Genomic DNA, 19,096 nt, shown 5'->3' on the forward strand with positions numbered 1-19,096 from the left:
GGAATACTAAATTAATAATAGGTATTTTGCTGGTTATCTAAACAACCCCTTTACTCTTCTCTAAGCGATCCACTATGGTATTAAATCCCACCGAGCTGATTACCTCAGATAAGAACACAACCGTGAAGCTTGTAAAAGCACTGTTGTCCCAAGCACGCCAGCGTAAAAAGAACGGTCAAACCGTCATAGAAGGAGTTCATCTTATCGACGCAGCCCTGCGTAGTGACTATCCGTTTGCCCAAATACTATTATCTGAATCGGCGCATAGCCACTCTGAAGTTCAACAGGTATTAACTCGCCTGCCCACTTATACGCCTATTCTTACTTTGTCAGACTCACTTTATGAGAGTATTCGTAGCTTGGGTACGGGCATCGATATCATGGCGATAATCAAAGTACCAACGCCTAGCCTATCAATGATCGATGAAGACTGCTTAATCCTGAATGATGTGCAGGATAGTGGGAACGTTGGTACACTACTACGTACAGCAGCAGCGGTTGGTATTCGCAATATTCTATGTACCAGTGCTACCGCGCAGGCTTGGTCTCCCAAGACGCTACGAGCAGGTATGGGTGCACAGTTTGCGCTGACTATTTATGAGGGCTTGAGTACGCAAGATATTTTAGATCACGTACAAGTGCCGCTCCTCGCGACCAGCTCACACACAGATACTATCATTTACGATCACGACTTATCTGCGCCTGTCGCTTGGATTATGGGTCATGAAGGTCAAGGTGTTTGTGACGAGCTGATGCAATGTGCCACGCCGATAGCCTTACCGCAGCCAAACGGGCAAGAGAGCTTAAATGTCGCTATTGCAGGGTCTTTATGTCTGTACGAAACCTTGCGTCAGAGACAGTACTCTTAGCCTCCATTTATAACTACTATCAAAACCCAATCTATCAAGCATAAAAAAACCCACTACCAATTGATAGTGGGTTTTTTTTATTATCTGTCTACTACTAATATAGTCAAAGAAGTCTAAAACGGATACAAGGCAGCCGACTGCAGATTGTACAAGTAGTACATCTAAGGAGGGTAACGCCGTAGCCGTTTAGTAGTTCTGTGACTATACATTAAACCTTGCTAGTTAGCTCAGGTAGTGCTTCGAACAAATCAGCTTCTAAGAAGTAATCAGCAACGCTAGCGATAGGTGCTTCTGGGTCATTGTTGATAGCAACGATGACTTTAGAATCTTTCATACCAGCCAAATGCTGAATCGCGCCTGAGATGCCAGCTGCGATATATAGCTGCGGTGCAACGATTTTACCCGTTTGACCGACCTGCATATCGTTTGGTACATATCCTGCATCAACAGCCGCACGTGACGCACCAACAGCTGCGCCTAGTTTGTCAGCCAATGGCTCAATGTATTTAGTGAAGTTTTCACCATTTGCCAATGCACGACCACCAGAAACCACGATACCAGCTGAGGTCAATTCTGGACGATCAGATTTAGCCATTTCTTCGTTCACAAAACTAGCTTTGCCAGTTTCTTGTACGTTATCGATAGTTTCAACAGTCGCTGAACCACCTTCGCTTGCTACTGGGTCAAACGCAGTCGTACGTACGGTTAGTACCACTTTGTCTTCGGTCGTTTTTACGGTTGCCGTTGCATTACCAGCATAGATAGGACGCTCAAACGTTTGCGCATCTACCACACCTGAGATTTCTGACAGCATGCTGACGTCAAGTAACGCTGCAACGCGTGGCATAAAGTTTTTACCAGTCGTGGTCGCAGCTGCTAGGATATGGCTGTAATCACCAGCGACATCAGCAACCAGTAGTGCCACATTGCCTGCCAATTGATGCTCATAGGCTGCATTGTCAGCTAACAGTACTTTCGTCACGCCTTCTGCTTTTGCTGCTTCATCAGCGACTGCTTGAGCACCACTACCCGCTACTAATACATGGATGTCGCCACCGATTTGCTTAGCAGCAGCGATGGTGTTCAAAGTTGCCTTTTTTAGACTGGCATTGTCGTGTTCTGCATATACCAAAATTGCCATGGTTTTAATCCTTTATTTATTCGTATTATCTATTCATGCGGTTGTTTGTGTACAAAGCTATTTGAGCGACTGTTATTCAATATGAAACAAATCAGTCAAATGGATAGCTTTGTACAGAATGTGCCATAACGAAGCGTCAAATTATTAAATGACTTTTGCTTCGTTTCTTAGCTTATCAACCAACTCATCAACTGACCCTACTGTAATACCAGCTTTGCGTTCAGCAGGTGGCACGACTTTAATAATTTCTTGCTTAGACGTCATATCAACACCGAAATCCGCTGGCGTTTTTTCATCAAGCGGCTTTTTCTTCGCTTTCATGATGTTAGGCAGTTTCGCATAACGTGGCTCATTCAAACGTAGATCAGTCGTGATAACCGCTGGCAAATCAAGAGCAACCGTTTGTAGGCCGCCATCAATTTCACGCGTTACGTTGACTTTGTCGCCTTCAACCTTAACTTCTGAGGCAAACGTACCCTGACCGATACCCATCAATGCTGCTAGCATTTGACCAGTTTGGTTGTTGTCATCATCAATCGCTTGTTTACCCAACAAGATAATATCAGTGCTTTCTGTTTCAGCGATACTTTTTAGAATCTTGGCAACTTGTAATGGATACGGTTTTTCGTCACTCACGACTAAAACGCCACGATCAGCACCCAATGCTAGGGCTGCACGAATTTGCTCTTGCGACTCTTTTGGACCGATAGACGCGACGATGATTTCATCAATGACGCCAGCTTCTTTTAGACGAACGGCTTCTTCTACTGCGATTTCATCAAAAGGGTTAATCGACATTTTGGTGTTTGATAGATCAACGCCAGAGTTATCGGCTTTTACACGAACTTTTACGTTATAATCAATGACACGCTTGACCGCTACTAATGCTTTCATACGTTCCTCGTTTATTAATGTTATGAATTAAAAAATATCAGTTAAGAACCAAATTTTCGTTGTGGTTCAAATCGTCGTTCAAAATACTACTCAAGGTTATTACTATATCAACAGATGTATAACTAATTAAGAAAAATACGCCAATATTCGAAATTATATTAGCATTGCACTTCTTACGGATAAAATCTGCTAAAGCTAAGCCAACCGTTATTATCAGACCTATGTATCTTGCGTCAGCCTGCAGATAAGGTCAAGACAACGCCGTGAATAATGCGTCATAAATTTGTCACTATTCTATAATAAATAGTTTATAAGCACGTGATCTGGTGATTTTCCTTTGACAATAGCCTTGAGAGCCCTCCCCTTTATAGCACTCTCAATGGTATGTTTATTTAATATTTTGTTATTATTTATTTCCTAAGGTTCAACTGATAGTAGTCGCGAAGAATCCAACAGCTATATGTTGCTATTTTTGCCAGAGCTCATTAACAACTCACTATCACGTATGTCATCGAACAATGCCCAGTCAGGGGTCACGCCATTATTTTTGATGACACTCATATTGCCTGTCGTTTCCATAATGACGGCAAATATCTCTGTCTTGGCTTTGATACCATTTTTGCGCAGCACTTCCTGGACGTCACTAGTACTTAAGTTTGCTTCTTTCAAATTATCTGCAAAATACTCACCATGCGCCATGAGTATAATAGCCCGATTATCTATCAGCGCTTTTAGTGGCTTTACTTTGCGTCTGATGACTGAAATGACGCCTTGAATCAAAAACAACATGGCAACTGCAAACAATCCTTGCAACAGAGACGGCTTGTCAGCCAGCACAGTCGACGCCAATATACTACCAATGCCGACCGTCATTGCAAAATCATGGCTTGACAGCTTGGAGAAACTACGTAGACCCATCAATCGGGTACAGAGCATCAAACCAATATAGAAGCCCACCGCAGATAAAGAAATACCTAGTGCTTGTTGCCAATCAATTGAAAACCAAGTTTCCCATTTCATAATAGAACCTTATTTATTATTGAGTCAGTACCTATTATGAACTGATGATTATAAAGAAAATCAATCAAACGCTACTTCAGACAAAATGATATAAAAAAAGCAACCTGATGAGAGGTTGCTTTTTTTTAAAGTCGATACAGTATTTTTATTGTTTTAACAAACAAAGTAATCAATGCATATTGATAATCTTATTGCTATTAAGCTTACTGAAAGTCAGTTAACTTAATAGTAAATGAGATTAGATAGCTTCGATTTGCTCAGCTTGTGGGCCTTTTTTGCCATCACCTAAGATGAAAGACACTTTTTGGCCTTCGGCTAGCGTTTTGAAACCGTTACCTTGGATAGCGCTGTAGTGAGCGAATACGTCTTGTCCGCCATTGTCTTGAGCGATAAAACCAAAACCTTTAGCTTCATTAAACCACTTTACAGTGCCTTCAACTTTATCTGACATAAATTTTCCTGACTCTTTAACTGTTGGCGAGACTTGTGTCATCACCGATTAATTGATATATACCCATGCATCTTTTGCTGAACGCTACGGTTCAAAATTTCAAATAATCTAAGAGAAAACCTGAATTTTTTACCTCAAATACTTTGAGTACAATCTGATTATAACAGTTTTCTATACAGGTAACAGTCTAAATTGATGATTTTTGTAAATAAATTCTAGCTATCAGAACCTATTAAAATAGCTAGCATTTTTGCCATTATCATATTGATATTAAATAAATTTTTAATATCTAAATATTAGGCTGTAATTATGGAAGCATCGTTGAATACGACAAAAAAGACCGTTATAGGCCAAAAACTCAGTCATTGCCTATTGCAATATCGGTAACCATGGTGAACTTAATACAAGCAAACATAGCCCAAAAAATATCAACGAAAACGACTGACTATAAGCAATATATTTGGCCGGTATAACCAAGTCTTTAGGAGAATCAGGGATGCCTTTGCGCTTTAATAGTCGCGTACCGTAGACCCAACCAAAGGTCGTATAAATGCCATATGCGGCAGGTACAGCAATCGCGAGCGGTGCCAAATCAATCACATATAGGACAACCACAGAGATAAAGAACCAGATGGTATCTAAGATTGAGCTGATTTGGAAAAACTTAGATTTGGGCAGTTTACCATCGGTTTTCTTAAGCATTTCCCCTTCTATCCAAATTAAAACTGCTACTACAGCGCTAAGAGTAATATACACGAATTGCGGCGTTAGCCAGTCTGGATAAGATATTTGCACAACATACAACCTGTAATCTATAGAAAATATGAATGAGGACTCATCTACTCTGATGATTCAAAGATAAGCAAGCACAATAAAAGCCCACTGGCTAATGTGAAGATGCCTGCCTATATTGGGCAGTTTTTACTGGTTTTCAACCAACACATATAACGATGCAATCATATGTCAAAAGTAAGATATAAAAAACCCGCGCTATCAGGTGATAACACGGGTTACTTCACAAACTATCAAATACTCTATTTAAGTAGTATCGAATTAGTTTTTGTCTTTATCGATGATTTTGTTACCGCCGATCCAAGGCATCATGCCACGCAATTTGGCACCAGTAGTCTCAATTTGATGCTCGGCATTGTTACGACGACGCGCAGTCATTGATGGGTAGTTGGTTGCGCCTTCAGAGATGAACATTTTCGCGTATTCACCAGACTGGATGCGTTTTAGCGCGTTACGCATGGCTTCACGTGACTGCTCATTGATGACTTCAGGACCAGTGACATATTCGCCGTACTCAGCGTTGTTACTGATTGAATAGTTCATGTCAGCGATACCGCCTTCATACATCAAATCAACGATTAGCTTGAGCTCATGTAGACACTCAAAGTAAGCCATTTCTGGAGCATAGCCTGCTTCTGTTAGCGTCTCAAAGCCCATTTTGACTAGCTCTACTGCACCGCCACAAAGAACCGCTTGCTCACCGAACAAGTCAGTTTCAGTCTCATCTTTAAATGTGGTTTCGATGATGCCTGAACGACCACCACCAACACCAGCAGCGTATGATAGTGCTAACTGTTTGGCTTGACCTGAAGCGTCTTGGTAGATTGCGATAAGATCAGGGATACCACCGCCTTTAGTAAACTCTGAACGTACGGTATGACCTGGTGCTTTTGGCGCAACCATGATCACATCAAGATCGCCACGTGGTACCACTTGGTTGTAATGGATCGCAAACCCATGAGCGAAAGCCAATGTCGCGCCTTCTTTGATGTTTGGCTCGATGACGTCGTTATAAAGCTCTTTTTGGAATTCATCAGGCGTCAAAATCATGATTACGTCAGCAGCTTTTACAGCTTCTTCTACTTCAGCAACTTTTAGGCCCGCATTTTCAGCTTTTTTCCATGAGCCTGAGTTGGCACGTAGACCAACCGTTACATCAACGTCTGAGTCTTGTAGGTTAAGCGCGTGCGCATGGCCTTGTGAACCATAACCGATAATGGCAACTTTTTTACCTTGGATAATTGATAGATCACAATCTTTGTCATAAAAAACGTTCATAAATAGAGTCCTTGTCCTCAATCATGGCGTACCATGGATAGTAGGCGCTTATACTGTAATCAAGATAGTGACTAAGATAAGCGCTTTGTTGATTTAGATAAATAGTTTTTAATTAAAATATAGCTTGATTAAAATAGGTCGTAATAAATACTAGGTGCTAAGTGTTTTTTCGCCGCGAGCAATACCAATCACACCCGAGCGAACCACTTCCATAATACGCTCACGTCCAAGTACGTCAATAAAGCCATCAAGTTTTGCTTTATCACCAACGATTTGAATCGTATATAAGTTGGCATTCACATCGACAATCTGTGCGCGGAAAATATCTGCGCTGCGTTTCACCTCTTCACGTACGCTGCCAGTGGCTCGTACTTTGATCAGCATCAATTCACGCTCAACGTGTACATTCTCTGTCAGATTATGCACTTTAACCACTTCAATCAATTTATGCAATTGTTTGGTGATTTGTTCGATTCTTTCTGGTGAAGTAATGGTCGTCAACGTCAAACGTGAAATACTTGGGTCATCAGTAGGCGCGACGTTTAACGTTTCGATATTGTAGCCACGCTGTGAGAACAAGCCGACTAGACGCGACAACGAACCCGCTTCGTTTTCCATCAATACCGAAATCAGATGTTGTTGTTGCATTAGGTACGCTCCCCTTTTGTTAACCACATATCACGCATTGCCTGTCCAGCGATTTGCATCGGATATACATGCTCATTACGATCGACATAAACATCGATAAATACCAGTTTATCTTTCATTGCCATGGCTTCAGCCAACTGTGCTTCCATGGTCGCTGGGTCAGTAATCTTGATACCGACGTGACCATAACTTTCAGCCAATTTGACAAAGTCTGGTAAAGAGTTCATATAAGACTGAGCATGGCGACCTTCATACAGCATGTCCTGCCACTGCTTGACCATACCTAGCTGTGCATTATTCAAGTTCAGGATCTTGACTGGCAAGTTGTATTGTAAGCAAGTTGACAGCTCTTGGATATTCATCTGAATAGAGCCTTCACCTGTGATACACACCACATCACGCTCAGGATTGGCAAGCTTTGCTGCCATGGCATACGGCAAGCCAACGCCCATCGTACCTAGGCCACCTGAGTTCAGCCATTGGCGAGGCTCATTATAAGTGTAGTAAAGGGCTGCAAACATCTGATGCTGACCGACGTCACTGGTAATAATCGCATTGCCATCCGTGACCTTGCACAGGGCTTGTACAGCGCTTTGTGGCTTAATACCATTATCTGTACTGGTGTCATAACGCAGACCATGACGCTTACGCCATTCGTTGATCTGTGACCACCAATCGAGCAATGCGTGTTGCTCTAATTGCTTATCTTCTCCAACGATCTCTAGCATATCGGTTAAGACAGATTTTACATCGCCAACGATAGGAATATGCGCAAGAATGGTTTTTGAGATCGAAGCAGGATCGATGTCGATATGAATAATCGTCGCATTCGGACAGAATTTCTTGACGTTATTGGTCACACGGTCATCGAAACGCGCACCAACTGCCAAGATAACATCAGCGTGATGCATGCTCATGTTGGCTTCATAAGTACCATGCATGCCAAGCATACCTAGGAACTGACGATCAGAGCCTGGGAACGTACCAAGACCCATCAATGTATTGGTCACTGGCAAGTTCAGACGATGAGCAAGGTCGGTTAGCTCTTCGTGGGCATTACTCCAAATAACGCCACCGCCTGCATATACGACAGGACGCTGGGCAGATAGTAGTGTCTCGACTGCCTTTTTGATCTGACCACTATGACCTTTGAGTGAAGGCTGGTAAGAGCGTATAAATACCTCTTCTGGATACTCATAGGCAAACTTTTCACTAGGAGCAGTCATGTCTTTTGGCACGTCAATGACAACAGGGCCCGGGCGTCCAGACTGTGCAATATAAAAGGCTTTTTTGACAATCATCGGAATTTCGCTAGCATGGCGCACTTGGAAACTATGCTTAACGATCGGACGTGATACACCAACCATATCCGTTTCTTGGAAAGCGTCTTCCCCGATTAGGCTACTTGGCACCTGACCTGAAATCACGACCATCGGTACTGAATCCATAAAAGCTGTCGCAATAGCGGTCACCGTATTGGTCGCACCAGGTCCTGAGGTTGCGAGCACCACACCCGTCTCACCAGTGACTCGTGAATAAGCATCTGCCATATGACCAGCAGCCTGCTCGTGGCGCACTAAGATGTGCTCAATGGCTTCTTGCTGAAATAGCGCATCATAAATGTGCAGCACGGCACCGCCTGGATAACCAAAGATATATTTGACACCTTCGTCTGTCAGCGCTTGTACCAGCATTTCAGCGCCCGATAGCATCACAGGCTGTGAGCTGCCTTCTGCAAGACGTTGTTGCTTTTCTTCAAAATTTTTGGCGGCATTACCCGTTTGGGTATGTCCCGTCATATTCGGACTTTGCGTGGTTTGCGTCACTGTCATCACCTTTTTTTGCGGCGAGGATTTGCAGTATTCTATGACAAGAGATAACCCCATATAGGTATTACTTCCAAGCTCATAAAATGATCGCTAATCCTTGTCCATATCAAGAATATTTGCCTATCATATTTAAGTAATGTTGTTTTTTAAGACAGCAAATTACTCAAACACAGCAATGTATTTAAGGTCAGTTTTGTGATGGATGTTTATCGATATACAGTGACAAGATGCGGACGCACCTATAAAGAAGCTTATTATTGAGTATTCATGCAAGCAAGTACGGATAATAAATTCATTGATACAGATGCATCGATATAGATGAAATGACTTTTATAGCCAAATACGGTGTCACAAGCTCAGTAGAACTGATGACAAGGCTTTAAGGAAATCTCATAACTGATATTATATCGTGTTTCATACAACTGCTAGAATCACATTTAGCACATGTCAAATAATAAGTTTATCTTAGTCATTGTAGACAGATAAGTCCGGAGACGATGATTAGCTATCAATAGTAATCGTTCTGCTACTATATCTGCTATATCATTATCACAAAGGAAATAAAACTGCGTAAGCTACCGATAAGTAACCCGTAGTTCTCATTCTCAAGTGCCACGGCAATATCGTAAAAGCCGCTCACTGACCAATCAACGTCTATTATATTCGATTGTTTGTCTGTTATTGTCAAGAAAAACTTCTAAAGCCTATCCCAAACTATTAGTTATTAAATAATATACATTGATAAGAATTATTTGCTAAAATCGGAAGTCGATACATTAGTGCTGCCAATAAAGTGCTCAAATGCTATATTTACCCTTATACAAATTTACTTTTATAAAACAAGAGGATTGCTGCTATGGCATATGCGTCTAAAATAGCTACCGCTACCAAACTGCTAACAAGTACTGCGTGTATGCTAATGCTGTCCATGAATGCCAGTCAGGCTATTCAAGTTTACAAATCCATTGGCGCACATGGCGAAGTTAAATATAGCCAGCACGCACCGCAAAATGGTAAAAATATTGAATTAATTGAATTTCGTAGTGACGGTAGACAAAACAACGCCGGAGAAATGGCAGGTAAAACAGATGCCAGCCAAAGCAACAATACTCAAACGGCAGAAGAGCAGCGTGTAGCAGCGCTCGAAGCACGTATCAAAGAACAAGAAGCGCAAGCCAATGCCCAGCGCTGTCAATCATTGCGTAACAACCTAACCAACTTAAATGTTGGCGGCCGTATCTATGAGATGGATGCAAATGGCAAGCGTCAGTACTTAGATGGCCGTGAGATTGAGCTAAAACGTGAGCGTGTACAGCAGGCAATCGACCAATACTGTGGCAGCGCTACAACCTAGTCTTTATACTAATGATGACTATTCAATCATCAATTGCATAACATGACGAATGGCTGCTGGCATATCTTGAGCTTGCAGCCCTCGTTGTCCAATCAATAGCTTATTGTCACTACGATATTCCCTACCTTGACTAACAAGTGTGTCCCCTGCAAACCCATGAATAAGTACTGCCTGAGATAAACTGCGCGACTCTGCTGCTAAGTCTTGTTGTGCTAATAATCCAGCAGTTACTCCAGATAAAACATCACCCATGCCAGCGGTTGCCATACCAGCATTACCCGCATCACAGACATATACTCGCGCTCTTCCTGATTTTTGCTCCAAAACTAGCGACCCTGCTCCCTTTAATACCCAGTCACCACCATAAACAGCAGCGCATTGCTTTATGGCTTGCAATCTATCACTTTCTACCTCGCTTATTTTTTGATCGAGCAATCTAGCCGCCTCACCACTGTGCGGTGTCAAGCAAACTCGATGATTGATGCTATGTTCGCGGAGCTCTGTTACCAGTTCATGGTTGTCCATTTGCAGCGATGCCAAATGATAAAGACCGTCTGCATCGATCACTATTGATTTTTCATAGGCTATCGCAGTCTGTATGTAGTCGATAAACAGCGCCTTTGCTTTTTCATCACGGCCCAATCCCATGCCAATAGCGACAACACTGGCTTGCTTGATGAGTACCTTTACCCCATCTACGTCATGCAAATTAATTGTCATCGCATCTGGCAGTGACGTTAATAATGCACCATGAAAAGCCTCATGACAGGCAACGGTTATTTTACCAGCGCCAGTTGCCATGGTGCTTGAGGCAGACAGTATCGCAGCACCGCCCATCCCTTGAGAGCCATCAACGCGATTTCCACCGATGATTAGCGCATGACCGTAGCTACCTTTGTAACTGTTTTGGCGGCGCGCCTGCACACTATGTGCAGCCTTCAGTAGCGTGGCAACAGGTTCAAATGCTTCAATAGTATTTTGATTGGCATTTTTATCAGATATTTTGTGAGGTCTAGCTGTTTGATAAGGTATTAACGGTATATCGATTATGTCTCCGCTATAATCCGTACCATCTTTGGTATGCAAACCGAATTTGCGTGCAATCAGGCATAAGGTGACATCAGCTTGTACTGCTATACGATCGAATACCTCACCAGTAGAAGCCACCAATCCACTTGGAATATCGACGGCGACCGCTAGTGCGTTTTGTTGCTGAGTAGTACGATTGAAAGTACTAATAGCCTCTTTATAAATACCTTCTGGGGCACGATTTAGCCCAATCCCAAACAGTGCATCAATATAAATATCAGCTGATAAAGCCATTTTTTCTGAATCATTATGACTGCTATGAATCTCTTCAAAACGTTGATAATGACAGTTGGCAGATAGCGCTATTTGAAGAGCCTTTGTTGCATCAGTCATATTGCTACTGTCGCTGTCTTTGCTGTTAGAAGTAAATGATTGATCATCAATAACGAAATCGTTTTTATCAAAACCAACGGCAATGACCTCTACTTGCCAGCCAACTTGTTGCAGATAGTGAGCAATGAGCCAACCGTCCCCGCCATTATTACCCTTACCTACCCAGACACTTACTCGGCGCAAACGCTCCGTACGATGATAAACGTTGGTATTATCAGAATGATTAGCATTGAGACATTTTTGTTCATGAAGCAGCTCTATCTGCTGTGCCATTTGCCAAGCTGCTTGCTGCATTAAGCCAAAGCTATCATATCCTCGAGCAAACCACGCTTGCTCCATGGCATAGAGCTGCTCACTATTATAAAGCGCAACGGGTTTTGTATTTTTTATCGTTGATAAATTGGTCCAGTTTTTCATTTATTATCCTCGGCTATGTTTTTCTGATATTTTTATGGTGTTGAAAGTCTGGTTGCTAACCTTTGGTATCAGCTTAGCAAAAGCTTATGCCTACTTATGTATCAATATGAATGTGAGTTTATTTTCTTTTCTACTTGCGCTTATAGCTCACTGGCTTATCATAAACGGTATTCATATGATCACTGATTGTGAGATATGAATAATCTGATCAACTCAAACAAGCAGACAGCCAATAAGCCTCTATCTATATGCCTACCAATAAAAACAAGATTGCCGTTAGTAACTCAATAGTCTTTGCAACGACAGCAGATGTTAAACAATGGATCAAAACTCAAGCGCAAACGTTAGGATTTGCTGATTGTGGGTTTCTATCCGTCCATCATCCACTGTTTGCTAAGCAAATCGAACAACTACAGAAGTGGCTAGATAAAGGCTATGAGGGTCAATTGCAGTTCATGCACAACAACCATCATCTGCGCGCTCATCCTGAGCAATTGGTAGATGGCGCAAAGACTATTATCAGTGTACGTATGGATTACCTCACCCAAGCCCCGACGCCACGTGCTGTCACAGATAATGACCATCCCAATCAAGGCATCATTGCGCGTTATGCAAGAGGTCGTGATTATCATAAGACAATGCGCAGCCGTTTAAAGCAATTGGCGCTGAATATCGAGGCCATGCTTCCTGAATGGCAGCATCTCGATATTGGCTCAGATAAAGAGTTTGTTTTTAGACCCTTTAGTGATTCTGCGCCTATCTTTGAGCGCCCTATTGCAGATGCTGCTGGTCTGGGCTGGACAGGTAAACATACGTTATTAATCAACAAACAAGCTGGCTCGTTTTTTGTGTTAGGTGAGCTGTTTTTAAGCTTAGAGCTGCCCGATGACCAGCCTGTTAAAGAGCATTGTGGCAGTTGCAGTGCTTGTATTGATGTATGCCCTACTCAAGCGATTGTAGCGCCTTATGAGCTCAATGCCTCTGCCTGTATCTCTTATTTGACGATTGAGCACGATGGTATTATTGACACCAAGTATCGACGCGCGATTGGCAATCGAGTCTTTGGCTGTGATGACTGTCAGCTGATCTGTCCGTGGAATCGTTATGCCAATCTGACTACCGTTGAGGACTTCGCACCGAGGCATGGTCTCGATAACAGCAGTTTGCTTGAATTATGGCAATGGCAAGAAGCGGACTTTTTGAAAAATACACAAGGAAGCCCGCTCAGACGCACAGGCTATATAAATTTTTTACGTAATATCGCGATTGGTCTTGGCAATGCCAATGCCAGTTTGGAAGTGGTTGAGCAGTTAAAGTCTAAGCTCACCATACATAGTGCTATGCTCGACGAGCATATCGAATGGGCATTGAATGAGCAACAAAAAAAGCTGAAGGACAGTATCCAATTCTAAATATCTCAAGTATTGGCCACTATTGAAACTTCATATCTATTGCTATATTGTTTTAAATAATAAAAAAAGCCTCTTATAAAAGAGGCTTTTTTATCATCGGTTTTTGTACCGATTATTTATTGCTTGTATCGTCAGTTTATTACGGCTTAGGAATGCGTAATACTTGACCTGGATATATTTTATCTGGGTCAGATAACATTGGCTTGTTGGCTTCAAATATTTTCATGTAATCACCAGACTCACCATAAACGTCTTTAGCAATCTTAGATAAGCTATCGCCAGATTTTACCGTATACATCGTTGACTCAGGTGCATCTTCTTCGATATCAATATTGTCGATGACCTTAGCAACGTTTTGTACATTACCAATAGCAATAATCGCTTTTTCACGATCAGCTTGAGTCTTGGCATTACCACTAATTTCTGCCGTATCTGTAGAACCGTTATATTTAATTTTTAAATTACTGATATTTAGGTTCTGTTGCTGAATACGACGTAGCAAAATGTTAGCAACTGATTGAGCTGAAGGCTCACTGCTCTTCACCGGTGTATTGGCGTCTGCCTTGGTTTCTGTCTTAGCGTCATGCTTTTCATCATCACGATTAAAGATTTTATCACCGATATCTTTTGCAAAACTGAACATACCCATATAACTGCTCCTTGAAATATTATTATTTATTATTCATATTTGTTTTCGGTGGTGTACTGTTTAACATCACCGTGCTTTGTACTGTTTACCATGATGAGTATAGACAAAGGAACCAAACGTGAATAGTAAGAGTATGTTGAGTAATGTTAATTGACGTAGCTTATGTTAATGCAACCGATAAGTTAAATCACGCTCATAAAAAAACCGCCTATCTATTAAGATAAGCGGCATTATAAAAATTGCTAAACGAGTAGCAAATTATAGCTGGGCTTGTACGTAGTCAATTGCTTTTTGAACAGTAGTCAATTCTGCAGAGTCTTCGTCAGGGATAGTGATACCAAAATCACTTTCAAAAGACATAACCAATTCGACTAGGTCAAGTGAATCTGCACCTAGATCTTCCATGAATGAAGCATCGTTGTTGATGTCTTCAATGTTCATGCCTAGTTGCTCTGCTACTGCTGATTTTACTCTTAGCTCGATATCATTACTCATATAGATCACTCCGTTATCATCTATTATTTTTAATAAACTGCTATAGCGCCTCATTTAAGCTCTGTAGCATGGTATATAAAATGTGTTTGCCAGACTAGCAATGCTGTCTGAGTACTCTATGACTTGTTACACAGTCTGTCTAATAAAGCCCTGCTATAATACAGGGCTTTGAATCAAAAGTATTCGTTATTATAACACCCTTTATTATAGTTTACACTCGTTCACACAGTTTTTTATTATAACTATGTAACGCCTACATATACATGCCACCATTAACCGGAATAACCGCGCCGGTGATATAGCTGGCCTCATCACTGGCTAAGAAATGTACTGCTGCTGCGATGTCTTCTGGTTGACCAAGACGGCTGATAGGAACGGCATCTAGCATAGAGTTTAATAGGCGCTCGTCGAGCTCATCTGTCATATCAGTCTCGATCAAACCTGGTGCCACGCAATTGATAGTCACTTGGCGTGAGCCGATTTCACGTGCAAGCGTACGGCTGAACCCTTCTACACCAGCTTTAGTTGCGGCATAGTTAGATTGACCTGCATTACCCATTTGAGCAACAACAGAGGTGATATTAATAATACGACCACGGCGTGCTTTCATCATCCCGCGTACTGCGCGTTTACTCATGCGATAAACTGAGGTCAAGTTCGTATCGATGACATTTGACCAGTCATCGTCTTTCATACGCATTAGTAGACCGTCTTGAGTGATACCTGCATTGTTGACCAATACTTGTACCGCACCATAGACGCTTTCGATTTCTTCAAACAATTTATCAATTTGAGCAGTATCACGTACATCTAAGACGCGACCGATACCACCAGTATCATGAAGATAGTCATTAATCAATTCAGCACCTTTTTCAGTGGTTGCTGTTCCAATGACAAAATGTCCTTCTTTAGCAAAGCGTTTAGCAACGGCCTTTCCAATACCACGGCTAGCGCCAGTCACTAATGTAATCGTACGACTCATGATAACACCTCTAATAATTTCTCTAGACGAGCAGGCTTGTCAGTAGGATAGCTTGTAATTGGCTGTGCTTGACGCTTAGCCAAGTTACTAAGCACATTACCGCTGCCACATTCGATTAATATGTTAATTTGCTTATCGGCCAGCTCTTGCATGGTTTTTGACCATAATACAGGCTCGCTCAGCTGTTCAGTCAATGCTTGCTTGATGCCGACTGCACTAGTTTCAACGCGCGCATAGCGATTTTGAATCACAGGAATGGTCGCTTGATCAAATTGAATACCTGCTAATATCTCAGCTAAGGCATTACTTGCAGGCTCCATTAGTGCACAATGAGATGGCACACTCACTTTTAGGGGCACAGATTTTTTGCCCGTATTTTTCACTTTGTCGATTACAGCATTAACGCCAGCAGCGTTACCTGAGATCACTACCTGTCCTGGGCTATTGAAGTTAGCCGCGCCAACAATAGCACCCTCAACATGCTCTGTTGCTTGCTCACACAGATTTTCGACTCGGTTGTCCTCTAATCCCAACACGGCAGCCATAGCAGTATCGACACCTACAACAGCCTCTTGCATCAACTGACCGCGCTTATGCACTAGGGTGACGGCATCACCAAGCGATATCACATTGGCAGCACACAGGGCACTGTACTCGCCTAGAGAGTGACCGGCTAAATAGCAAGGCGTCTCTTCTATTTTTTGTTTTAAGACACGCCAAATGGCAATGCTAGCTGTCAGTAGCGCTGGCTGAGTATATTGAGTTTGATTGAGTTTTTCTTCATCCTGACAGATTGCCCACAAATCCTCACCAAGCGCCTCACTCGCTTCGGTAAATGTATCGCGTATCTCTGGATAGATTTCAGCAAGCTCACTCGTCATCGCGACTGCTTGAGATCCTTGTCCAGGAAAAATGACCGCGATACGAGCGGGTTGCTTTTTTACCATATCGGGTACAGAAGCCATAACCAATATTCCTTATCTGATTAGAAATATCCCTAAAACAATGGGGTGTATTATATTATTAGATGTGATACAAAGCCGTTAGTTCAATTATTTGTATAAGAAAACGGATTGTCAGTAAACTATACACTGACACACACTATTATCATAGCGGATGCAGACCAAACAACGATAGGAAAACACGATACCAATCAAAAGCACTAACGATATGAGTACGCTTTTCTATCTGCTAAAAATAAAAAGTCATCTAAGCAATGAGTTTAGTCATAAATAACAAAAAGCCAAGTTATCCAGCCACATAATATATGATAGCGAAATAACTTGGCTTTTTTTAGCTCAAAGCTTATTGACTAATGAAAGCTAGACAAATATAACAACAGTCACCAGTACTGTTACTACTTTACCTAGCTATCATAGGGCCAATGTCTTAGGCATCTTGACTAACTTTGAATAGCTGACGACCACGGTAGAAACCATCTTTAGTCATGTGATGACGACGATGTTTTTCACCAGTAGTAGCATCTACGCTTAGTTCAGCAATTTCCATACGGTGATGTGAACGGCGCATGTCACGACGAGAACGGCTTTTACGACTTTTTTGAACAGCCATGATATAGCTCCTATACTTAAAAGGGATAAGCTTGAAATTCAGCTTTAGTCGATACTGACAGAGGCTATATAATCACAACAACCTAAGTCTGAAGCATCATTAGTTAAATAGATTGTTACTTACATAAAGCGCTAACTATGTCTGAAATTTATGAAAAATTTACCTAGTCAGCTTCTATCAGCACGCAACAGGTTGCTCGAATGCAATAAACCGGACATTATACGCATGTTTATTAGATTAATAAAGCCCTGCCTTGCACTCTTCTGTACAAAGCAGATAAAAGGCTTCTCAAATACATTAAATAAATAAATTTGGCTCTTATAGCTTGCCTTTTAAGGAAGCTAAAGCAGCGAATGGATTTTCATTCTCTTCTTCTTCTGGTATCTCGCCAAACTGCTCAACTGACATCTCACAATCATCATGCTTTGGCGCCATTGGTGTTTTGAGCAATATCTCATCTTCTACAAGTTTTTTAAATGGTAATAGACGCTCAGGAGACTGCTCAGTGACGATTTCATCAAGTAACAAATAATCTTGCTCGTCATTAACCAGACGCACTTGGCTGTCATTTTCGAGTAGTGCAATGTTGTAATCATCAGATAAGTCTATCGCGATTGGTTGTAAACAGCGTTGACACGTTAGCCAAACATCACCTGTCAACGTAAATGCCAAATGCAAAACATTATTACGACGATAGAGTTCAGCATTTAGCTGAGTATTTGACTGATCATGCTCGGTACTCAATGTCGTGGCAAGACGTTCAAAAGAGTTTGGATCGACTTCGCCTGACCACTCAAAACCCGTGTCTGCCCACTTGTCCAAAGAAATGTGCTCAGGCATGCTAGTAGATACAGGCGCTTTTTTATTGTCAGCGTAAGGTGCTGACGGTTTAGTTTCTGGAGTGCTTGACATGCGCGGCCTCATTCATAAAAACGGTGTATAATATTGCCTGCCATACTAACGGAAAGTGCCATATTCTGCTAGCGCTAGTATGTTAAGATTTTTTGATAGCAAATATGTTCAAGCTTTTTTACTACTTAATTTTTTACCTAAAATTTTTTGCCTTTAATATCTATTAAGCCCATGTCTTCTCTATGAATCTACCTGATAATAAAATTAATTTTTCTGATTTGCTTTCTCCTGCTACAGCAAGTTCGTTGATGCAACATCTTACTCAACTAAATCGTCATACTGAAAATGCTCCTAATAATAGACTGTGCCTCGATGAAGATGAGCATTTAAACGAATGGAGAAATCAGTGGCAAAGGTTGTCTAATACTCAATCTGACGATACTTACTCAACAGAATCAATAGTTGATAGCGAACGATTAGCTACCGATTGGCTCATCAAACTATTTAATACTTTATTTACTAACCAGCAAGTGATATTGGTTCGTAGTGAGGGTGAGCCAGAGTATTTCCCTGCTCAAGACAATGAGCCTGCCAGAATTGAATTCGCTCATGGATTTTTTGCCAGTGCTTTACATGAAATCAGTCATTGGTGCGTGGCTGGTGACGCTCGTAGACAATTACCTGACTTCGGCTACTGGTATGCCCCAGATGGTCGGACAGAGGCTCAGCAGCAAGCATTTGAGCGTGTAGAAATCAAACCTCAAGCATTGGAGTGTCTGTTTACTCTGGCGTGTGGGCGAAACTTCCAAGTCTCACAAGATAATTTGTTTGCCAACTTTGATACGAGCAATAGCACCTTTGCCAGTGATGTCTATCAGCAAGTAGAAAGCTATATAGCCAAACCTCATACTCTGCCGCGTGACGCTAAGACTTTACTGACTGCTTTGCTTAGCGTTTGTACTCCTTCATCTGAAATCAACGCTTAATTCAAATTACTAAGTGTTCCTACTTATTAACGA

At 41.8% G+C, this 19,096-nt stretch carries 19 protein-coding genes; 4 read left to right on the forward strand and 15 right to left on the reverse strand.

Going from position 1 to position 19,096, the window contains the following annotated elements:
* The first annotated feature begins 74 nt into the window (after positions 1–74).
* Complete coding sequence (locus QO189_RS10255; protein WP_371532665.1) at positions 75–869, forward strand: TrmH family RNA methyltransferase; 795 nt, start codon at positions 75–77, stop codon at positions 867–869.
* A 208-nt stretch (positions 870–1,077) separates the two neighbouring features.
* Here QO189_RS10255 and QO189_RS10260 read toward each other — a convergent pair whose 3' ends face one another.
* From QO189_RS10260 to QO189_RS10295, 8 genes are all read right to left on the reverse strand, one after another.
* Complete coding sequence (locus QO189_RS10260) at positions 1,078–2,010, reverse strand: electron transfer flavoprotein subunit alpha/FixB family protein (RefSeq protein WP_201549324.1); 933 nt, start codon at positions 2,008–2,010, stop codon at positions 1,078–1,080.
* 144 nt (positions 2,011–2,154) lie between these two features.
* Positions 2,155–2,904, reverse strand: a complete 750-nt coding sequence (locus QO189_RS10265) for an electron transfer flavoprotein subunit beta/FixA family protein (RefSeq protein ID WP_193011083.1) — start codon at positions 2,902–2,904, stop codon at positions 2,155–2,157.
* 456 nt (positions 2,905–3,360) lie between these two features.
* Positions 3,361–3,924, reverse strand: coding sequence for a DUF421 domain-containing protein (locus QO189_RS10270; protein ID WP_371532666.1), 564 nt, complete (start codon positions 3,922–3,924; stop codon positions 3,361–3,363).
* 238 nt (positions 3,925–4,162) lie between these two features.
* Entirely contained in the window at positions 4,163–4,375 is a 213-nt protein-coding gene (locus tag QO189_RS10275; RefSeq protein WP_057758834.1) for a cold-shock protein, read from the reverse strand.
* Positions 4,376–4,744: 369 nt separating this feature from the next.
* A complete protein-coding gene (locus QO189_RS10280; RefSeq protein ID WP_227517147.1) occupies positions 4,745–5,077 on the reverse strand; it encodes a hypothetical protein in 333 nt (110 codons plus the stop codon).
* A 351-nt stretch (positions 5,078–5,428) separates the two neighbouring features.
* On the reverse strand, positions 5,429–6,445 hold the full coding sequence (gene ilvC / locus QO189_RS10285; RefSeq protein ID WP_238038758.1) for a ketol-acid reductoisomerase: 1,017 nt from the start codon (positions 6,443–6,445) through the stop codon (positions 5,429–5,431).
* A gap of 150 nt (positions 6,446–6,595) precedes the next feature.
* Positions 6,596–7,093 carry an acetolactate synthase small subunit gene (ilvN, locus tag QO189_RS10290; protein WP_075106943.1) on the reverse strand — a complete coding sequence of 166 codons (498 nt, stop codon included), beginning with the start codon at positions 7,091–7,093 and terminating at the stop codon, positions 6,596–6,598.
* Positions 7,093–8,805, reverse strand: a complete 1,713-nt coding sequence (locus tag QO189_RS10295; RefSeq protein WP_238038788.1) for an acetolactate synthase 3 large subunit — start codon at positions 8,803–8,805, stop codon at positions 7,093–7,095. Before QO189_RS10295 ends, ilvN begins: the two co-directional genes overlap by 1 nt.
* Positions 8,806–9,778: 973 nt before the next feature.
* Here QO189_RS10295 and QO189_RS10300 point away from each other — a divergent pair.
* Positions 9,779–10,276 carry a DUF4124 domain-containing protein gene (locus tag QO189_RS10300; protein ID WP_201599227.1) on the forward strand — a complete coding sequence of 166 codons (498 nt, stop codon included), beginning with the start codon at positions 9,779–9,781 and terminating at the stop codon, positions 10,274–10,276.
* A gap of 18 nt (positions 10,277–10,294) precedes the next feature.
* Here the strand turns inward: QO189_RS10300 and QO189_RS10305 are convergent, their stop codons facing one another.
* Positions 10,295–12,115, reverse strand: coding sequence for an NAD(P)H-hydrate dehydratase (locus QO189_RS10305; protein ID WP_371532667.1), 1,821 nt, complete (start codon positions 12,113–12,115; stop codon positions 10,295–10,297).
* 248 nt (positions 12,116–12,363) lie between these two features.
* On the opposite strand from QO189_RS10305, the gene queG reads away from it, so the two are divergent.
* Positions 12,364–13,527 carry a tRNA epoxyqueuosine(34) reductase QueG gene (queG, locus tag QO189_RS10310; protein WP_371532668.1) on the forward strand — a complete coding sequence of 388 codons (1,164 nt, stop codon included), beginning with the start codon at positions 12,364–12,366 and terminating at the stop codon, positions 13,525–13,527.
* A 139-nt stretch (positions 13,528–13,666) separates the two neighbouring features.
* On the opposite strand, the gene lysM is transcribed toward queG, so the two are convergent.
* The 6 genes from lysM to QO189_RS10340 form a co-directional block, all read right to left on the reverse strand.
* Entirely contained in the window at positions 13,667–14,176 is a 510-nt protein-coding gene (lysM, locus tag QO189_RS10315) for a peptidoglycan-binding protein LysM (RefSeq protein ID WP_201599224.1), read from the reverse strand.
* Between the two features lie 258 nt (positions 14,177–14,434).
* Positions 14,435–14,671, reverse strand: coding sequence for an acyl carrier protein (gene acpP, locus QO189_RS10320; protein WP_058025368.1), 237 nt, complete (start codon positions 14,669–14,671; stop codon positions 14,435–14,437).
* A 253-nt stretch (positions 14,672–14,924) separates the two neighbouring features.
* The gene (fabG, locus tag QO189_RS10325; RefSeq protein ID WP_238038754.1) at positions 14,925–15,653 is read right to left on the reverse strand and encodes a 3-oxoacyl-ACP reductase FabG; all 729 of its coding nucleotides are present in this window, start codon (positions 15,651–15,653) and stop codon (positions 14,925–14,927) included.
* Positions 15,650–16,618: an ACP S-malonyltransferase gene (gene fabD / locus QO189_RS10330; RefSeq protein ID WP_371532669.1), complete on the reverse strand. Its 969-nt coding sequence runs from the start codon at positions 16,616–16,618 to the stop codon at positions 15,650–15,652. The genes fabG and fabD overlap by 4 nt, the downstream gene beginning before the upstream one ends.
* 424 nt (positions 16,619–17,042) lie before the next feature.
* Positions 17,043–17,225: a 50S ribosomal protein L32 gene (gene rpmF, locus QO189_RS10335; RefSeq protein ID WP_057758809.1), complete on the reverse strand. Its 183-nt coding sequence runs from the start codon at positions 17,223–17,225 to the stop codon at positions 17,043–17,045.
* A 318-nt stretch (positions 17,226–17,543) separates the two neighbouring features.
* Positions 17,544–18,137, reverse strand: a complete 594-nt coding sequence (locus QO189_RS10340) for a DUF177 domain-containing protein (RefSeq protein ID WP_371532670.1) — start codon at positions 18,135–18,137, stop codon at positions 17,544–17,546.
* A gap of 182 nt (positions 18,138–18,319) precedes the next feature.
* Between QO189_RS10340 and QO189_RS10345 the strand changes: the two genes are divergently transcribed.
* A complete protein-coding gene (locus tag QO189_RS10345) occupies positions 18,320–19,063 on the forward strand; it encodes an elongation factor P hydroxylase (protein WP_371532671.1) in 744 nt (247 codons plus the stop codon).
* Positions 19,064–19,096 lie beyond the last annotated feature (33 nt).

The sequence above is a fragment of the Psychrobacter sp. Arc29 genome (genome assembly GCF_041431175.1).
GTDB lineage: Bacteria > Pseudomonadota > Gammaproteobacteria > Pseudomonadales > Moraxellaceae > Psychrobacter.

Excerpts from the sequence above, each read along its gene's own strand:
- QO189_RS10255 (WP_371532665.1), top strand. The coding sequence starts at position 75 with ATGGTATTAAATCCCACCGAGCTGATTACCTCAGATAAGAACACAACC.
- QO189_RS10260 (WP_201549324.1), bottom strand. The coding sequence starts at position 2,010 with ATGGCAATTTTGGTATATGCAGAACACGACAATGCCAGTCTAAAAAAG.
- QO189_RS10265 (WP_193011083.1), bottom strand. The coding sequence starts at position 2,904 with ATGAAAGCATTAGTAGCGGTCAAGCGTGTCATTGATTATAACGTAAAA.
- QO189_RS10270 (WP_371532666.1), bottom strand. The coding sequence starts at position 3,924 with ATGAAATGGGAAACTTGGTTTTCAATTGATTGGCAACAAGCACTAGGT.
- QO189_RS10275 (WP_057758834.1), bottom strand. The coding sequence starts at position 4,375 with ATGTCAGATAAAGTTGAAGGCACTGTAAAGTGGTTTAATGAAGCTAAA.
- QO189_RS10280 (WP_227517147.1), bottom strand. The coding sequence starts at position 5,077 with ATGCTTAAGAAAACCGATGGTAAACTGCCCAAATCTAAGTTTTTCCAA.
- ilvC (WP_238038758.1), bottom strand. The coding sequence starts at position 6,445 with ATGAACGTTTTTTATGACAAAGATTGTGATCTATCAATTATCCAAGGT.
- ilvN (WP_075106943.1), bottom strand. The coding sequence starts at position 7,093 with ATGCAACAACAACATCTGATTTCGGTATTGATGGAAAACGAAGCGGGT.
- QO189_RS10295 (WP_238038788.1), bottom strand. The coding sequence starts at position 8,805 with ATGCTATCGGGCGCTGAAATGCTGGTACAAGCGCTGACAGACGAAGGT.
- QO189_RS10300 (WP_201599227.1), top strand. The coding sequence starts at position 9,779 with ATGGCATATGCGTCTAAAATAGCTACCGCTACCAAACTGCTAACAAGT.
- QO189_RS10305 (WP_371532667.1), bottom strand. The coding sequence starts at position 12,115 with ATGAAAAACTGGACCAATTTATCAACGATAAAAAATACAAAACCCGTT.
- queG (WP_371532668.1), top strand. The coding sequence starts at position 12,364 with ATGCCTACCAATAAAAACAAGATTGCCGTTAGTAACTCAATAGTCTTT.
- lysM (WP_201599224.1), bottom strand. The coding sequence starts at position 14,176 with ATGGGTATGTTCAGTTTTGCAAAAGATATCGGTGATAAAATCTTTAAT.
- acpP (WP_058025368.1), bottom strand. The coding sequence starts at position 14,671 with ATGAGTAATGATATCGAGCTAAGAGTAAAATCAGCAGTAGCAGAGCAA.
- fabG (WP_238038754.1), bottom strand. The coding sequence starts at position 15,653 with ATGAGTCGTACGATTACATTAGTGACTGGCGCTAGCCGTGGTATTGGA.
- fabD (WP_371532669.1), bottom strand. The coding sequence starts at position 16,618 with ATGGCTTCTGTACCCGATATGGTAAAAAAGCAACCCGCTCGTATCGCG.
- rpmF (WP_057758809.1), bottom strand. The coding sequence starts at position 17,225 with ATGGCTGTTCAAAAAAGTCGTAAAAGCCGTTCTCGTCGTGACATGCGC.
- QO189_RS10340 (WP_371532670.1), bottom strand. The coding sequence starts at position 18,137 with ATGTCAAGCACTCCAGAAACTAAACCGTCAGCACCTTACGCTGACAAT.
- QO189_RS10345 (WP_371532671.1), top strand. The coding sequence starts at position 18,320 with ATGAATCTACCTGATAATAAAATTAATTTTTCTGATTTGCTTTCTCCT.